The sequence below is a fragment of the Streptomyces sp. NPDC029138 genome (genome assembly GCF_055564375.1).
Window position 1 is genome coordinate 29,890 of record NZ_JBVHWM010000078.1, and the last position, 14,893, is coordinate 44,782.

The 14,893-nt window shown below is 72.0% G+C and carries 10 protein-coding genes; 8 read left to right on the top strand and 2 right to left on the bottom strand.

The genetic code is table 11. From position 1 onward, the window contains the following. Positions 1 to 18: 18 nt before the first annotated feature. A complete protein-coding gene (locus ACZ4WH_RS38015; RefSeq protein ID WP_468189596.1) occupies positions 19 to 1,728 on the bottom strand; it encodes a PucR family transcriptional regulator ligand-binding domain-containing protein in 1,710 nt (569 codons plus the stop codon). Positions 1,729 to 1,918: 190 nt separating this feature from the next. On the opposite strand from ACZ4WH_RS38015, the gene ACZ4WH_RS38020 reads away from it, so the two are divergent. The 3 genes from ACZ4WH_RS38020 to ACZ4WH_RS38030 are packed head-to-tail and all read left to right on the top strand — an operon-like array spanning position 1,919 to position 6,101. Beyond that, positions 1,919 to 3,379, top strand: a complete 1,461-nt coding sequence (locus ACZ4WH_RS38020) for a sodium:solute symporter family protein (RefSeq protein ID WP_468189597.1) — start codon at positions 1,919 to 1,921, stop codon at positions 3,377 to 3,379. 56 nt (positions 3,380 to 3,435) lie between these two features. Further along, the gene (gene speB / locus ACZ4WH_RS38025; RefSeq protein ID WP_468189598.1) at positions 3,436 to 4,416 is read left to right on the top strand and encodes an agmatinase; all 981 of its coding nucleotides are present in this window, start codon (positions 3,436 to 3,438) and stop codon (positions 4,414 to 4,416) included. Further along, complete coding sequence (locus ACZ4WH_RS38030) at positions 4,413 to 6,101, top strand: thiamine pyrophosphate-binding protein (RefSeq protein ID WP_468189599.1); 1,689 nt, start codon at positions 4,413 to 4,415, stop codon at positions 6,099 to 6,101. The genes speB and ACZ4WH_RS38030 overlap by 4 nt, the downstream gene beginning before the upstream one ends. Before the next feature lie 25 nt (positions 6,102 to 6,126). Here ACZ4WH_RS38030 and ACZ4WH_RS38035 read toward each other — a convergent pair whose 3' ends face one another. Continuing rightward, the gene (locus ACZ4WH_RS38035; RefSeq protein ID WP_468189601.1) at positions 6,127 to 6,486 is read right to left on the bottom strand and encodes a peptidase inhibitor family I36 protein; all 360 of its coding nucleotides are present in this window, start codon (positions 6,484 to 6,486) and stop codon (positions 6,127 to 6,129) included. Positions 6,487 to 6,796: 310 nt separating this feature from the next. Here ACZ4WH_RS38035 and ACZ4WH_RS38040 point away from each other — a divergent pair, with 310 nt between their 5' ends. From ACZ4WH_RS38040 to ACZ4WH_RS38060, 5 genes are all read left to right on the top strand, one after another. Beyond that, complete coding sequence (locus ACZ4WH_RS38040; RefSeq protein WP_468189603.1) at positions 6,797 to 7,720, top strand: serine hydrolase; 924 nt, start codon at positions 6,797 to 6,799, stop codon at positions 7,718 to 7,720. Between the two features lie 53 nt (positions 7,721 to 7,773). Next, complete coding sequence (locus ACZ4WH_RS38045) at positions 7,774 to 8,802, top strand: esterase-like activity of phytase family protein (RefSeq protein WP_468189605.1); 1,029 nt, start codon at positions 7,774 to 7,776, stop codon at positions 8,800 to 8,802. Between the two features lie 149 nt (positions 8,803 to 8,951). After that, positions 8,952 to 12,671, top strand: a complete 3,720-nt coding sequence (locus tag ACZ4WH_RS38050) for an ABC transporter ATP-binding protein (protein ID WP_468189607.1) — start codon at positions 8,952 to 8,954, stop codon at positions 12,669 to 12,671. 136 nt (positions 12,672 to 12,807) lie between these two features. Further along, positions 12,808 to 13,212 carry a hypothetical protein gene (locus ACZ4WH_RS38055; RefSeq protein ID WP_468189609.1) on the top strand — a complete coding sequence of 135 codons (405 nt, stop codon included), beginning with the start codon at positions 12,808 to 12,810 and terminating at the stop codon, positions 13,210 to 13,212. 110 nt (positions 13,213 to 13,322) lie between these two features. Continuing rightward, on the top strand, positions 13,323 to 14,738 hold the full coding sequence (locus tag ACZ4WH_RS38060; RefSeq protein ID WP_468189611.1) for a S28 family serine protease: 1,416 nt from the start codon (positions 13,323 to 13,325) through the stop codon (positions 14,736 to 14,738). Positions 14,739 to 14,893 lie beyond the last annotated feature (155 nt).

The window sequence follows — 14,893 nt, forward strand, 5'->3', positions numbered from 1 at the left end:
GGTCACGCACGGTCGCCGTCAGTCACGGCGCAGCGCGAACCACAGCTCCATTCGCACGTCCGGATCGTCCAGGTCGGCGGCCAACAGGGCGGCGCAGCGGGCGATCCGCTGCCGCACGGTGTTGCGGTGCACGTCCAGCGCCACCGCCGTACGGTCCCAACTGCCGTGCAGGGACAGCCAGGTGCGCAGGGTCTCGGCGAGCGCCGCCTGCCCCGCGAGGGGAGCGAGCAGCGTACGGGCGTGTGTCTCGGCGTCCGCCGGCGGCACCAGGTCCGCCAGCGCCGGCCGGGCCGCGTGCCGGACCAGCGGAGCGCGGGTGGCGCGGGCCCGGGCGAGGGCACGGGCGGCCTGGGTGTCCGCGGCCGGCCACTCCCGGGGCCCGGCCGTGGCGCTCACCCCGAGCGTCCAGCCGGGCTGCGGCTCCGGTTCCCGGTCCGCCGGCACCAGCACCCGTACGACGTCACGGGCGAGGTCCACCAGCGGCGAGCCCAGGGCGGCGCCGAGCGCGGAGGCGGCGACCGCGTCCGGGGCCTGCGCCTCCGGCCGCGCGTGCACCACCAGCCACTGCCCGGTGCCGAGCAGCGGGGCCACCTCCTCGGGCGGGGCGCCCAGCAGCAGCCGGACGAGCGCGGAGGACCGGGCCGCCCCGGCCCCGCTCTGGTGCTCACCGGTCAGCAGGGCCAGCAGGACGGCGGCGACGGAGGCGATGGTGTGATCACCCGGGTCACGCCGGGGCGCGGCCACCCCGAGCACGAAGCCTTCACCGGCTCCCAGGGCGTAGACGGCGAGATGGGTGGCGCCGTGGGTGTCGGTGGCGGAGGTGGGGTGCGGTCGGGTGGCCGGAGCGCTCGTCGCGGACGGGGTGGGGTGCGGGCGGGCGGGGGGAGTGGTCGTCGGGGAAGGGGTGGGGTGCGGGCGGCTGGGGGGAGTGGTCGTCGGGGAAGGGGTGGGGTGCGGGCGGCTGGGGGGAGTGGTCGTCGGGGAAGGGGTGGGGTGCGGGCGGCTGGGGGCGGTGGTCGGCGCGGAAGGGGTGGGGTGCGGGCGGCTGGGGGCGGTGGTCGGTGCTGAGGCGGTGGGTTGTCTGACCACCCCGGCCAGCTCCGCCAGTGCCGTCCGCGCGCCCTCAGGTGTCTCCCGGCCCGCCCCCGCGACCTCCGTGCCGTCGGGCCCGTAGAGCACCGCCCGGCCGCCAAGGCGCTGGGCCAGCTGACGCAGGACCGACGGGACCGGGTCCGGCCGGGAGGCGGCGGCCGCGAGACTCTGCTGGGCCTCGGTGACCCGGCGCAGCTCGGCCAGCCGGGCCTGCGCCATCAGCTGCCAGACCGCACGGGCCACCCCGGAGAACGTGGTCCGCGGCGGGACCTCCAGCAGCGGCAGGCCGTACCGGTCGCAGGCGGCGACCAGGGCGCGCGGGACCGTGTCGTGCACGGGGGCCAGCCCGAAACCGAGGGCCGCGCCGCCCGCCGCCACGATCCGGGAGACGTAGTCGTCGAAGTAGGTGCCCGATCCGGCCGCCTCCGGGATGTGCACCCCGGCCGTGAGCAACAGCTCGCCGCCCAGGAGATAGGGGTACGGGTCGGCCATCTCCGAGGTGTGCGCCCAGTGGATCACGATCCCCGGGTCCGTCGGCCCGGCGATCTGCCGCAGGGCGAGGTCGTCCCGGGCCAGCAGCGCCTGGAGTGTGACCGGTGGGGTCGGTGGGACCGCTGGGGCGATCGTCTCCGGCATGGTGTGCGTTCCCTCCATCCCGCCCCGTTCATATGGATGAAACGTACACTTCGCAGTCGCTTTCCGGCCACCTAGCCTCAAGGGGCACGGCAGCCGCGGGTACGGGCGGATGTCCCCGCGAGCCGCTGCCGGCACATCCCCGAAGCATCTGCACGACACGCCACCGGACAGTGCGCGAAGGAGGGCCCCCATGGCCGTCGACTACACAGTGATCGTCGTCTATCTCGCCGGCATGCTCGCCATGGGCTGGTGGGGCATGCGCCGCGCCAAGTCCAAGAGCGAGTTCCTGGTGGCCGGCCGCCGCCTCGGGCCCGCCATGTACTCCGGCACCATGGCGGCGATCGTCCTCGGCGGCGCCTCCACCATCGGCGGCGTGGGCCTCGGCTACCAGTACGGCCTCTCCGGCGCCTGGATGGTCTTCACCATCGGCCTCGGCCTGCTCGCCCTGTCGGTGTTCTTCTCGGCCCGGATCGCCCGCCTGAAGGTGTACACGGTCTCCGAGATGCTCGACCTGCGCTACGGCGGCCGGGCCGGCGTGATCTCGGGCGTGGTCATGTGGGCGTACACCCTCATGCTCGCGGTGACCTCCACCATCGCCTACGCCACGATCTTCGACGTGCTCTTCGACATGAACCGCACGGTCGCGATCATCCTCGGCGGCTCGATCGTCGTCGCGTACTCGACCCTCGGCGGCATGTGGTCCATCACCCTGACGGACATGGTCCAGTTCGTCGTCAAGACGATCGGCGTGCTGCTCCTGCTCCTGCCGATCGCGGTCGTCAAGGCGGGCGGCTTCTCGGAGATGAAGGCCAAGCTGCCGACCGGGTACTTCGACCCGCTGGGCATCGGCGGCGAGACCATCTTCACCTACGTCCTGATCTACACGTTCGGCATGCTGATCGGCCAGGACATCTGGCAGCGCGTGTTCACCGCCCGCAGCGACAGGACCGCCAAGTGGGGCGGCACGGTGGCCGGAACCTACTGCCTGGCCTACGCCCTGGCCGGCGCGGTGATCGGCACGGCCGCCAAGGTGCTCTACCCCAAGCTGGGCAGCCCCGACGACGCCTTCGCCACCATCGTCAAGGACGAACTCCCCGTCGGCGTGCGCGGACTGGTCCTGGCCGCCGCCCTCGCCGCCGTGATGTCGACGTCCTCCGGCGCCCTGATCGCCTGCGCCACGGTCGCCAACAACGACATCTGGTCCCGCCTGCGCGGGGCCGTGCGACGGGACGGCGAGGACCACGACGAGGTCACGGGCAACCGCGTGTTCATCCTGGTCATGGGCCTGGCGGTGATCGGCACGGCGATCGCCCTGAACAACGTCGTCGAAGCGCTCACCGTGGCCTACAACCTCCTCGTCGGCGGCCTGCTCGTGCCCATCCTCGGCGGCCTGCTGTGGAAGCGCGGCACGGTCCAGGGCGCGCTGGCCTCCGTCGTCGTCGGCGGCCTCGCCGTCATCGGCCTGATGGCCGGCTACGGCATCCTCGCCAACGAGCCCGTCTACTACGGCCTGCTGGCCTCCCTAGCGGCCTACGTCGCCGTCTCCCTGGCCACGAGGCCCACCGACGAGACGGTCCTCGCCACCTGGCGCGAGCGCCTCGCCGGACGATCCCCCGAACTCCCGTCCGAACCGGTCCCGGCTCCCCAGTAGAGTCGTAGAGAAAGCAGTACATGCGCGACGAAGCGCAGGAAAGAAGGCATTTCACTATGAGCAGCAACGAGACGCCCCGCGGCCCCGTCGACTCCTCCCGCATCCCGCGGTACGCCGGACCCGCGACCTTCGCCCGGCTGCCCCGCCTGGACGAGGTCGGCACCGCCGACGTCGCCGTCGTGGGCGTGCCGTTCGACTCCGGCGTCTCGTACCGGCCGGGCGCCCGCTTCGGCGGCAACGCCATCCGCGAGGCGTCCCGGCTGCTGCGCCCGTACAACCCGGCGCAGGACGCCTCCCCGTTCGCCCTCGCCCAGGTCGCGGACGGCGGCGACATCGCCGTGAACCCGTTCAACATCAACGAGGCCGTGGAGACCGTCGAGGCCGCCGCCGACGAACTGCTCGGCACGGGCGCCCGGCTGATGACGCTGGGTGGCGACCACACCATCGCGCTGCCCCTCCTGCGCTCGGTCGCGAAGAAGCACGGCCCGGTCGCCCTGCTGCACTTCGACGCCCACCTGGACACCTGGGACACCTACTTCGGCGCCGAGTACACGCACGGCACCCCGTTCCGCCGCGCGGTCGAGGAGGGCATCCTCGACACCTCCGCCCTGTCCCACGTCGGCACCCGCGGCCCGCTGTACGGCAAGCAGGACCTGACGGACGACGAGAAGATGGGCTTCGGCATCGTCACGTCCGCCGACATCTACCGCCGGGGCGCCGACGAGGTGGCCGACCAGCTGCGCCAGCGCATCGGCGACCGCCCGCTGTACATCTCCATCGACATCGACTGCCTCGACCCGGCCCACGCGCCCGGCACCGGCACGCCGGAGGCGGGCGGCATGACCTCCCGCGAGCTGCTGGAGATCCTGCGCGGGCTGGCCGGCTGCAACCTGGTCTCGGCGGACGTCGTCGAGGTGGCCCCGGCGTACGACCACGCAGAGATCACCTCGGTCGCGGCCTCCCACACGGCGTACGAACTGACCACCATCATGAGCCGCCAGATCGCGGCGGCCCGGAAGGACGCGGAAGCGAAGTGACTCACGACCACGACCTGGTACTCCGCCCGACGCCGGCGCAGATCACCGCCGCCCTGAACCCTCCCCCGGGGCGCAACGGCGGAGACCTGGTCGTGGAGACGCTGGCCGGGCTGGGCGCGACGACCGTCTTCGGCCTCCCCGGCCAGCACGCCCTCGGCATGTTCGACGCGCTGCGCCGCTCCTCCCTGCGGTACGTGGGCCTGCGGGTGGAGAACAACGCGGGCTTCGCGGCGGACGCGTACGGCAGGATCACGGGCGAGGCGGCCCCGCTGCTGCTCTCGACGGGCCCGGGCGCGCTGACGTCACTGGCCGCGCTCCAGGAGGCGGCGGCGGCCAGCGCGCCGGTGCTGGCGATCAGCAGCCAGATCCCGACGGCGGGCCTGGGCGGCGGCCGGCACGGCTACCTCCACGAACTCCCGGACCAGGCGGCCTCGTTCCGGGGCGTGGTCAAGTCGGTTCACACGGTCCGCACCCCGTCCCAGATCCCCTCCGCCCTCGCGGCGGCCTGGAAGTCGGCCCTGACGGCCCCGCACGGCCCGGTGTGGGTGGAGATCCCGCAGGACGTCCTGCTGGCCGAGACCTCGCTGCCCGTGGTGACGGCGATGGACGCGACCCCCGACGACCTGGTCCCGCGCCCCGAACTGACGGCGGTGGCGGCCGACCTGCTGTCCCGCGCCGCCCGCCCGGCGGTCATCGCGGGCGGCGGGGTGGTCCGCGCGGACGCGTCGGGCAAGCTGAAGGCGTTGGCCGAGAAGCTTCAGGCACCGGTGGTGACGACCTTCGGCGGCAAGGGCGCGTTCCCCTGGAACCACCCCCTGTCGTTGCAGTCCTGGCTGGAGGACCGGCACACGACGGACTTCCTGGAGGACGCGGACGTCCTGCTGGTGGTCGGCTCGGGCCTGGGCGAACTCTCCTCGAACTACCACACGTTCAAGCCCCGGGGCCGAGTGATCCAGATCGAGGCGGACCTCGGCAAACTGGAGTCCAACCACCCGGCCCTCGGCATCCACGCGGACGCCCGCCTCGCCCTCCAGGCGCTGCTGGAGACGGTGGAGGAGCGGAAGGACGACACGGCGCCGCAGCGCGTACGGGACCTGCTGACCCGCGTGTCCGACCGCATCGCCTCCCAGGACCTGACCCTGGAGCAGAACGTCCTGGCGGCGGTCCGCCGCGCCCTGCCCGCCGACTCCCCGTCCTTCTGGGACATGACGATCCTGGCGTACTGGGCCTGGTCCGCCTTCGACGCGCAGGGCCCCAACACCATGCACTCGGCCCAGGGCGCGGGCGGCCTCGGCTACGGCTTCCCGGCGGCCCTGGGCGCGGCGGCGGCGGACCCGACGCGGCCGGTGCTGGCGGTGTCGGGCGACGGCGGAGCCCTGTACTCGATCGCCGAGCTGGCGACGGCGAAGCAGTACGACGCGAACGTCACCTGGCTGATCATCGACGACGGCGGCTACGGCATCCTCCGCGAGTACATGACGGACGCCTTCGGCCAGGCGACGGCGACGGAACTCACCCGCCCGGACTATGTCGCCCTCGCCGAGTCCTTCGGCGTACCCGGCGTCCGCACCACCCCGGAGACGCTGGAACAGGACCTGACGAAGGCGCTCGGGACCCCGGGCCCGTCGGTGGTCGTACTCCCGGCCCTGCTCCGCATGTTCGCGCCGACGCATCTGGGCGACTGACGCGCCTCACCGGTTCCGGCGGGGGTCAGCAGCCGCCCGGCCCCACCGCGTCCATCCGGCCGCCGAAGTCGCCGCGGTAGCGGGAGCGCCAGTCGCCGTTGAAGACGTCCCGCTTCTCCACCGGGCCCCAGTTGATGAAGCAGGCGCGGGTCGAGGCGACGAAGGAGCCCACGTGGTCGTGGAGGCTCGGCGGCAGGTCGCGGTAGCCGCTGCGGGCCGTCCACTCCCAGTACGAGCCGCCGAAGCCCTCGCCGCTCCAGAAACAGACGGAGCCGTCGGGACAGGAGGGCTGGGCGGCGCGGGCCGTCGCGGTCTCGGCGGGCACGAGTACGGCGGTCAGGGCGAGGGCGGCGGCCAGCGTCCATGTGCGGAGCTGCTGCTTCATGTGGCTCTCCAGAAAGGGGAGTTGGGTTGCCCGGCAGCGCGCCGGGCACCGCCATGGTGGGGGCCGCCCGACGGGACACGCCCGGAGGCGAGATCGCCTTCGCTGGTGTGAGGGAAGAAGTGGGACTAGTAGGACCGCAGGGGCCCCTAGTACCCCAACTGGTCATGTTCCTGCCAATACAGGCAAGGAACTCGCCTTCGCCGAACGCGCGTACAACTTTCGACCGCCCTGGCGAGTCCTGTCATGCAGCGCACGGGTGCGCTCAACGGCGTTCAGGGGGACGCCCGTACGACGTTCAAGGGGACTTTTCATGACTTACCGGACATCCGGCCGGGCCGGCGTGCTCGCTGCCGCCGTCAGTGCCGCGCTGCTCATACCGGCGGTCACCGCCGCCACCCCGGCCGCCGCGGCCACGCCCACCGTGACCTGTACGTCCGCCAAGGCGGGCCTGGCGGCCAAGCTGAAGAAGGACATCACGGCGGCCCTCACCAACCGCAAGGGCACGGTCGCCATCGGCCTGTACGACCGCAGCACCAAGACCACCTGCACGCTGCGGGCCACCAGCGCCTACGACTCGGCCAGCACCGTCAAGGTCACCGTGCTCGCCACGCTGCTGTGGGACGCGAAGAAGCACAACCGGTACCTGACGAGCACCGAGCAGTCGCTCGCCAAGGCCATGATCACCCAGTCCGACAACAACGCGACCAGCAAGCTCTGGAAGCAGCTCGGCATGACGAAGATCAAGGGCTTCCTGTCCGCCGCCGGCATGACCAAGACCGTGCCGGGCGCGAACGGCTACTGGGGTCTGACCCAGGAGAACGTCACCGACGAGCAGAAGCTCCTCAAGCTGATCACCGCCAAGAACAGTGTGCTGAGCGACAACTCCCGCGCCTACATCCTGAAGCTGATGGGCCAGGTCGTCTCCTCGCAGCGCTGGGGCACCCCGGCCGGCGCGCCGTCCTCCGTCTCCGTGCACGTCAAGAACGGCTGGTTGCAGCGCTCCACGCACGGCTGGCGGGTGCACAGCCTGGGCACCTTCAAGGGCGCCGGCCGCGACTACATGATCACCGTGCTGACGCAGGACAACAGCACCATGAGCTACGGCGTCACCACCATCCAGAACGTCGCGAAGGCGATCCACAAGGACCTGGTGCCGACCACCACCGGCGTCACCCGCTACACCCCGACCAGCCAGCCGCGCGAGGCGTTCGTCGCCGTACCGCCGCGGGGCTGACCCTTCACGAGGCGGTCTCGCGCGCGTCACCGAGGGGTCCTACGGTGACGGTCATGCGCCTGAGAACCGTACTCGCCACCCTCACCGCCGGCCTGGCGGCGGCCACCTGTCTGACCGCCGCCGGGTCCGCCGCCGGCACGGAAGCGCGCGACGCCTGTTCGGCCACCGTGTCGATCGACCGCTTCTCCGACGCGCTCGACAAGACGACGTACGACGGCACCTTCGTCGGCAACTTCTCCGCCCTCGCCGTGGACCGGGACGGTTCGCTCGCGGCCCTGGCCGACCGCTCGTCGCTGTTCCGTCTGGACGCCCGTACGCTCCGGCCGGAGGCGGCCGTCCGCCTCGCCGACGAGAAGGGCGCCGACCTCGACTCCGAGGGCCTCGTCATCGACCGGGACGGCACCCGGCTGATCTCCTCCGAGACCGAGCCGTCCGTCCGCCGCTACTCCCGCGACGGCAAGATCCTCGACCGCCTCCCGGTGCCGTCCGCCCTCCAGGTCGCCCCGGCCGGCCGGGCCACCGCCAACCAGACCTTCGAGGGCCTGACCCTGCTGCCCGGCGGCCACACGCTCCTGGCGTCCATGGAGTACGCGCTCTCGGGCGACTCCGCCGGCATCGTCCGCTTCCAGACGTGGACCCGCCACCACGGCCGCTTCACGCTCGGCGCCCAGTACGCCTACCGCACCGACGCCGGCCTCGGCGTCCCCGAGGTCCAGGCGACCCCCGACGGGCGCCTCCTCGTCCTGGAGCGCGGCTTCACCGCGGGCGTCGGCAACACGGTCCGCCTCTACCTGGCCGACCTCCGCCACGCCACGGACACCAGCGGCACCGAGAACCTCACCGGTCAGCCGGGGGTCCACCTGGTCGAGAAGACGCTCCTGGCCGACATCGCCGCCTGCCCCTCCCTCGGCGCCACGGCGAAGCAGCCCCAGCCGAATCCCCTCCTGGACAACATCGAGGGCATGACGGTCACGGGCCGTGACGGCAAGGGCCGCCTGAAGGTCCTCCTGGTGAGCGACGACAACCAGAACGCGGCCCAGACGACCCGGTTCTATTACCTGGGGGTACGGACAACGCCCTGAAGGGGCGCGGGGAACTGCGCGACCAGCCACAAACGCACCCGCGGCCGCCGAACCATCCGCACCCGGCAATTGTTGCGGCGGGATGAAATCACACCCTGAACGCGTTGGTGCCTACTGGTAGAGCATGGCCAAAACCAGGAGGCACCGGCGTGGCAGCGCAACGGGGATGGGCACGACGTCTGGCGGCGTACGCCTGGCGGTATCCGAAGGACGTCGTCCTCGCCCTCGGCTCCTCGCTCGCCGGCATGGCCGTCCTGGCCGTCGTCCCGCTGTTCACCAAGGTGATCATCGACGACGTGATCGGCGGCCACACCCGCGCCATGGCCCCCTGGGCCGGCGCCCTCATAGGCGCCGCCGTCCTCGTCTACGCCCTCACCTACATACGCCGCTTCTACGGCGGCCGGCTCGCCCTCGACGTCCAGCACGACCTGCGGACCGAGATGTACGGCACGATCACCCGGCTGGACGGCCGCCGCCAGGACGAGCTGTCCACCGGGCAGGTCGTCGGCCGCGCCACCAGCGACCTCCAGCTGATCCAGGGCCTGCTCTTCATGCTCCCGATGACCATCGGGAACGTCCTGCTCTTCGTGATCTCCCTGGTGATCATGGCGTGGCTGTCGCTGCCTCTGACCCTGGTCGCCCTGGCCGTCGCGCCCGCCCTGGGCTGGATCGCCAAGCGCAGCCGCAGCAAGCTGCACCCGGCCACCTGGTACGCCCAGGCCCAGGCCGCCGCCGTGGCCGGCGTGGTGGACGGCGCGGTGAGCGGCGTCCGCGTGGTGAAGGGCTTCGGGCAGGAGGACCAGGAGACCGGCAAGCTGCGCGAGGTCGGCCGCCGGCTCTTCGCGGGCCGGCTGCGCACGATCCGCCTGAACAGCACGTACACCCCGGCCCTCCAGGCCGTGCCCGCGCTCGGCCAGGTCGCCATGCTGGCCCTCGGCGGCTGGCTCGCCGTACGCGGGCACATCACGCTCGGCACCTTCGTGGCCTTCTCCACCTACCTGGCTCAGCTGGTCGGCCCGGTCCGCATGCTCGCGATGGTCCTCACGGTCGGCCAGCAGGCCCGCGCCGGGACCGAACGCGTCCTGGAGCTGATCGACACCGAGCCGACCCTGAAGGACGGCACCAAGACCCTCCCCGCCGACGCGCCCGCGACCGTCGAGTTCGACGACGTGTCCTTCGGCTACGACGACGAGCGTCCCGTGCTGGACGGGCTGAGCTTCGAGATCCGGTCCGGCGAGACCCTCGCCGTCGTCGGCTCCTCCGGCTCCGGCAAGTCCACCCTCTCCCTGCTCCTGCCGCGCTTCTACGACGTCACCCACGGCGCCGTCCTCATCGGCGGCCACGACGTCCGCGAGCTGACACTGGACTCGCTGCGGGCCGCGATCGGACTGGTCCCGGAAGATTCGTTCCTCTTCTCCGACACCGTCCGCAACAACATCGCCTACGGCCGCCCGGACGCCACCGAGGAAGAGATCGAGGCCGCCGCCCGCGCCGCCCAGGCGGACCGCTTCATCCGGGAGCTGCCCGACGGCTACGACACCACGGTCGGCGAGCAGGGCCTGACCCTCTCCGGCGGCCAGCGCCAGCGCGTCGCGCTCGCCCGCGCCCTGCTCACCGACCCGCGCCTGCTGGTCCTGGACGACGCCACCTCGGCCGTGGACGCCCGCGTCGAGCACGAGATCCACGAGGCGCTGGGGCGCGTGATGGAGGGCCGTACGACCCTGCTCATCGCCCACCGCCGCTCCACCCTGAACCTCGCCGACCGCATCGCCGTGCTCGACGGCGGCCGGCTCACCGACCTCGGCACCCACGAGGAACTCCAGGAGCGCTCGGCCCTCTACCGCCGGCTGCTCACCGACCCGGACGAACTGGGCGGCATGTCGCCGGGCCGCGCCGTGCCGGCCGAGCCGCAGGAGGACACCTCCGTCCGTGACGAGCTGGAGGCCGAGTTCGACGCCGAGCGGGGCGTCACCCCCCGGCTGTGGACCGGTGATCGGGAGCCCAAGGACACAGCCCTGACCGGCGCCCCGGCCACCCCGGGACTGCTCGCCCAGGTCGAGGCGCTGCCCCCGGCCACCGACACACCGGACATCGACGAGGCCCGCGCCGTCCTGCCCGAGGACTCCTACGGCCTGCGCCGCCTCCTGCGCGGCTTCCGCCTGCCCCTCCTCGTCAGCCTGCTGCTGGTCGCCGTCGACGCCGGCGCCGGTCTGCTGCTGCCGGTGCTGATCCGGCACGGCATCGACTCGGGCGTGACGAAGATGGCGATCGGCGCGGTCTGGTCGGCGGCCCTGCTCGGCGTGCTGACCGTGTTCGTCCAGTGGGCCGCGCAGATCGGCGAGACCCGGATGACCGGCCGTACCGGCGAACGCGTGCTGTACACGCTGCGGCTGAAGATCTTCGCCCAGCTCCAGCGGCTCGGCCTGGACTACTACGAGCGCGAGCTGACCGGCCGGATCATGACCCGGATGACGACGGACGTCGACGCCCTCTCCACCTTCCTCCAGACCGGCCTGGTCACCGCGTTCGTCTCGGTCGTCACCTTCTTCGGGATCATGGTCGCGCTGCTGGTGCTCGACCTCCGGCTCGCGCTCGTCGTCTTCGCCACCCTGCCCCCGCTGATCGTGGCCACCTTCTTCTTCCGCCGGGCGAGCGTGAAGGCGTACGAACTCGCCCGTGAGCGGGTGTCGACGGTGAACGCCGACCTCCAGGAGACCGTGGCCGGGCTGCGGATCGTGCAGGCCTTCCGGCGGGAGCGGGACGGCGGGCGGCGGTTCGCCGAGCGCAGCGACGCCTACCGCAGCGCCCGCATCCGCGGCCAGCGGCTGATATCCGTCTACTTCCCGTTCGTGCAGCTGCTGTCCTCGGTCGCCGCGGCGGCCGTGCTGATCGCGGGCGCGGGCCGGGTGGAGGCGGCCACGCTGAGCACCGGCGCCCTGGTGGCGTACCTGCTCTACATCGACCTGTTCTTCGCGCCCGTCCAGCAGCTCTCCCAGGTCTTCGACGGCTACCAGCAGGCCACGGTCTCGCTGGGCCGCATCCAGGAGCTGCTGCGCGAGCCGACGTCCACGCGGACCGCCGACGAACCCCTCGACGTGCTGTCCCTGCGCGGTGACATCGCCTTCGAGGGCGTGCGCTTCGCGTACGGCGACGAGGAGGAGGCGCTGTCCGGCATCGACCTGACGATCCCGGCCGGGCAGACGGTGGCGTTCGTCGGCGAGACCGGCGCCGGCAAGTCGACGCTGGTCAAGCTGGTGGCCCGGTTCTACGACCCGACGCAGGGCCGGGTCACGGTCGACGGCACGGATCTGCGCGCCCTGGACCTCACGTCGTACCGCCACCGGCTCGGGGTCGTCCCGCAGGAGGCCTACCTCTTCCCGGGCACCGTCCGCGACGCCATCGCCTACGGCCGGCCCGACGCGACCGACGCCGAGGTGGAGGCCGCGGCCCGCGCGGTCGGCGCCCACGAGATGATCGCCACGCTGGAGGGCGGCTATCTGCACGAGGTCGCCGAGCGCGGCCGCAACCTCTCGGCGGGCCAGCGCCAGCTGATCGCCCTCGCCCGCGCGGAACTCGTCGACCCGGACATCCTGCTCCTGGACGAGGCCACGGCGGCCCTGGACCTCGCCACGGAGGCCCAGGTCAACCAGGCCACCGACCGCCTGGCGGGCCGCCGTACGACGCTCGTGGTCGCCCACCGCCTGACCACCGCCGCCCGCGCGGACCGGGTGGTGGTGATGGACCACGGCCGGGTCGCGGAGGACGGCACCCACGAGGAGCTGCTGGCCCGCGGCGGCCGGTACGCCGAGCTGTGGCGGACCTTCGTCGGCCAGTCCGAACCGGAGGAGCCGGTCGGCGTCTCCCGCTGAGGCTCGCGGTCGGGCCGGCCCGCCGAGGCTCCCGGTTGGTTTGTCTCGCTGACGGTCGTGCAACCATCCGACACACCCGTGCGTCCGTACATCAGTACGGACACGGGGGTGTGTGACCGGGACGGGGAGGACAACAGTGGACAGTGGTGCGATACGCCGGCGACCGCGCAGGCGACTGGCGCTCGCCGCGGCCGTGCTGGCCGCGTCCGGGGTGCTCGGGCTCACGGCGACGGGGACCGCGCAGGCCGCGTCGGCGAGCGGCTGCGCCGGGCGCGAGGTGCGGACGCTGCCGTTCAAGTCCGGCGTCACCCACGTCTACAAGCGCGACGGCTACGTCTGCGCCGTCACCGTCGCCAGACAGCCCGGCCCCGCCCGGACCATGTCCGTCAGCGTGCAGGCCCGCGGCAACCGGCCGGTCGTCGACAAGGGCCGCTACAAGCACCACGCCGGCCCGGTGACCGTGCACGCCGGCCACCGCTGCGTGTGGATCAAGGGCTCGGTGGGCAGGTACTCGATCAGCTCCGGCTGGATCCTGTGCTGAACGCGGCCCCAGCGCCCGGTCGGTGATGCGGAGCGCTCAATTCCCTCTGGTGGGACAGCAGTTGCTGGGATAGCTTCCGGCGCACATCTGTCTCACAGGGGAGAGTGCGCATGCGCAAGGCGCTCAGATGGCTGCTGGCGCTCACGGTGTTCATAGGAACCCTGAGCACGGCGGTCGGCGCGGCCACCGCCGCCGAGTCCGAGCCCACCGACATCAAGGACCGGCTCCTGTCGATACCCGGCATGAGCCTCGTCCAGGAGAAGCCGTACCCCGGCTACCGGTACTTCGTCCTGAACTACACCCAGCCGGTCGACCACCGCCACCCCGACCGGGGCACCTTCCAGCAGCGCATCACCGTGCTGCACAGGGACACGACCCGCCCCACGGTCTTCTACACCAGCGGCTACAACGTCTCCACGACCCCCTCGCGCCGCGAGCCCACCCAGATCGTGGACGGCAACCAGGTCTCCCTGGAATACCGCTTCTTCACCCCGTCCCGCCCGGCCCCGGCCGACTGGTCCAAGCTCGACATCTGGCAGGCGGCCAGCGACCAGCACCGCGTGTACGAGGCCCTGAAGCCGGTCTACTCCGCCAACTGGCTGGCCACCGGCGGCTCCAAGGGCGGCATGACGGCCACGTACTACGAGCGCTTCTACCCCCGCGACATGGACGGCGTGGTGGCCTACGTCGCCCCCAACGACGTCGTGAACAAGGAGGACTCGGCGTACGACCGCTTCTTCGAGCGGGTCGGCACCAAGGAGTGCCGGGACCGGCTGAACGCGGTCCAGCGGGAGGCGCTGGTGCGGCGCGAGCCGCTGGAGAAGAAGTACGCGGCGTACGCCGCCGAGAACGGCTACACCTTCACCACCATCGGCAGCCTCGACAAGGCGTACGAGGCGGTCGTCCTCGACTACGTGTGGGGCTTCTGGCAGTACAGCCTCCTGAAGGACTGTGACACCGTCCCGGCGGACGCGGCGACCGCGACCGACGAGGAGATCTGGAACTCGGTCGACACGATCTCCGGTTTCTCCGCCTACACCGACCAGGGCCTGGAGACGTACACGCCGTACTACTACCAGGCGGGCACGCAGCTGGGTGCCCCGACGATCCACTTCCCCCACATCGAACGGAAGTTGATCCGCTACGGCTACCAGCCCCCGCGCAACTTCGTCCCCCGCTCCATCCCGATGCGCTTCCGGCCCGACGCGATGCGGGACGTGGACACATGGGTCCGCCACCACGCCGACCACATGCTCTTCGTCTACGGCCAGAACGACCCCTGGGGCTCGGAACGCTTCCGCCTCGGCGCGGGCGCCCGTGACGCGTACGTCTTCACGGCCCCGGGAGCGAACCACGGCGCCAACGTGGCGGGCCTGGTCCCCGAGGAGAAGTCCCTGGCCACGTCCCGCATCCTGAAGTGGGCAGGCGCTTCCTCGTCCATGGTGGCCCAGGGGAAGCCCCTGGCGAAGTACGACGCGAAGCTGGACGCGCGGGACACGGAGAGGGAGCCGGCGCTGCGGCCGTGAGCATGAGCGGCCGGTCAGCAGACGGGGTCCGCTGACCGGCCCTGCGGGCGGGCGGCGCCTCTAGGCCGTGTTTTGAAAGTCGGCTCCGTTCCTCGTCCCGTGCCGTGATGATCTCGATGTGGGGCGAGGGGATCTTTCTGACGAACAGTGGGCGG

What these genes read in the sequence shown, in the direction of transcription:
- ACZ4WH_RS38015 (WP_468189596.1), bottom strand. Translation starts at nt 1,728, where the DNA reads ATGCCGGAGACGATCGCCCCAGCGGTCCCACCGACCCCACCGGTCACA.
- ACZ4WH_RS38035 (WP_468189601.1), bottom strand. Translation starts at nt 6,486, where the DNA reads ATGAAGCAGCAGCTCCGCACATGGACGCTGGCCGCCGCCCTCGCCCTG.
- ACZ4WH_RS38060 (WP_468189611.1), top strand. Translation starts at nt 13,323, where the DNA reads ATGCGCAAGGCGCTCAGATGGCTGCTGGCGCTCACGGTGTTCATAGGA.
- speB (WP_468189598.1), top strand. Translation starts at nt 3,436, where the DNA reads ATGAGCAGCAACGAGACGCCCCGCGGCCCCGTCGACTCCTCCCGCATC.
- ACZ4WH_RS38045 (WP_468189605.1), top strand. Translation starts at nt 7,774, where the DNA reads ATGCGCCTGAGAACCGTACTCGCCACCCTCACCGCCGGCCTGGCGGCG.
- ACZ4WH_RS38040 (WP_468189603.1), top strand. Translation starts at nt 6,797, where the DNA reads ATGACTTACCGGACATCCGGCCGGGCCGGCGTGCTCGCTGCCGCCGTC.
- ACZ4WH_RS38020 (WP_468189597.1), top strand. Translation starts at nt 1,919, where the DNA reads ATGGCCGTCGACTACACAGTGATCGTCGTCTATCTCGCCGGCATGCTC.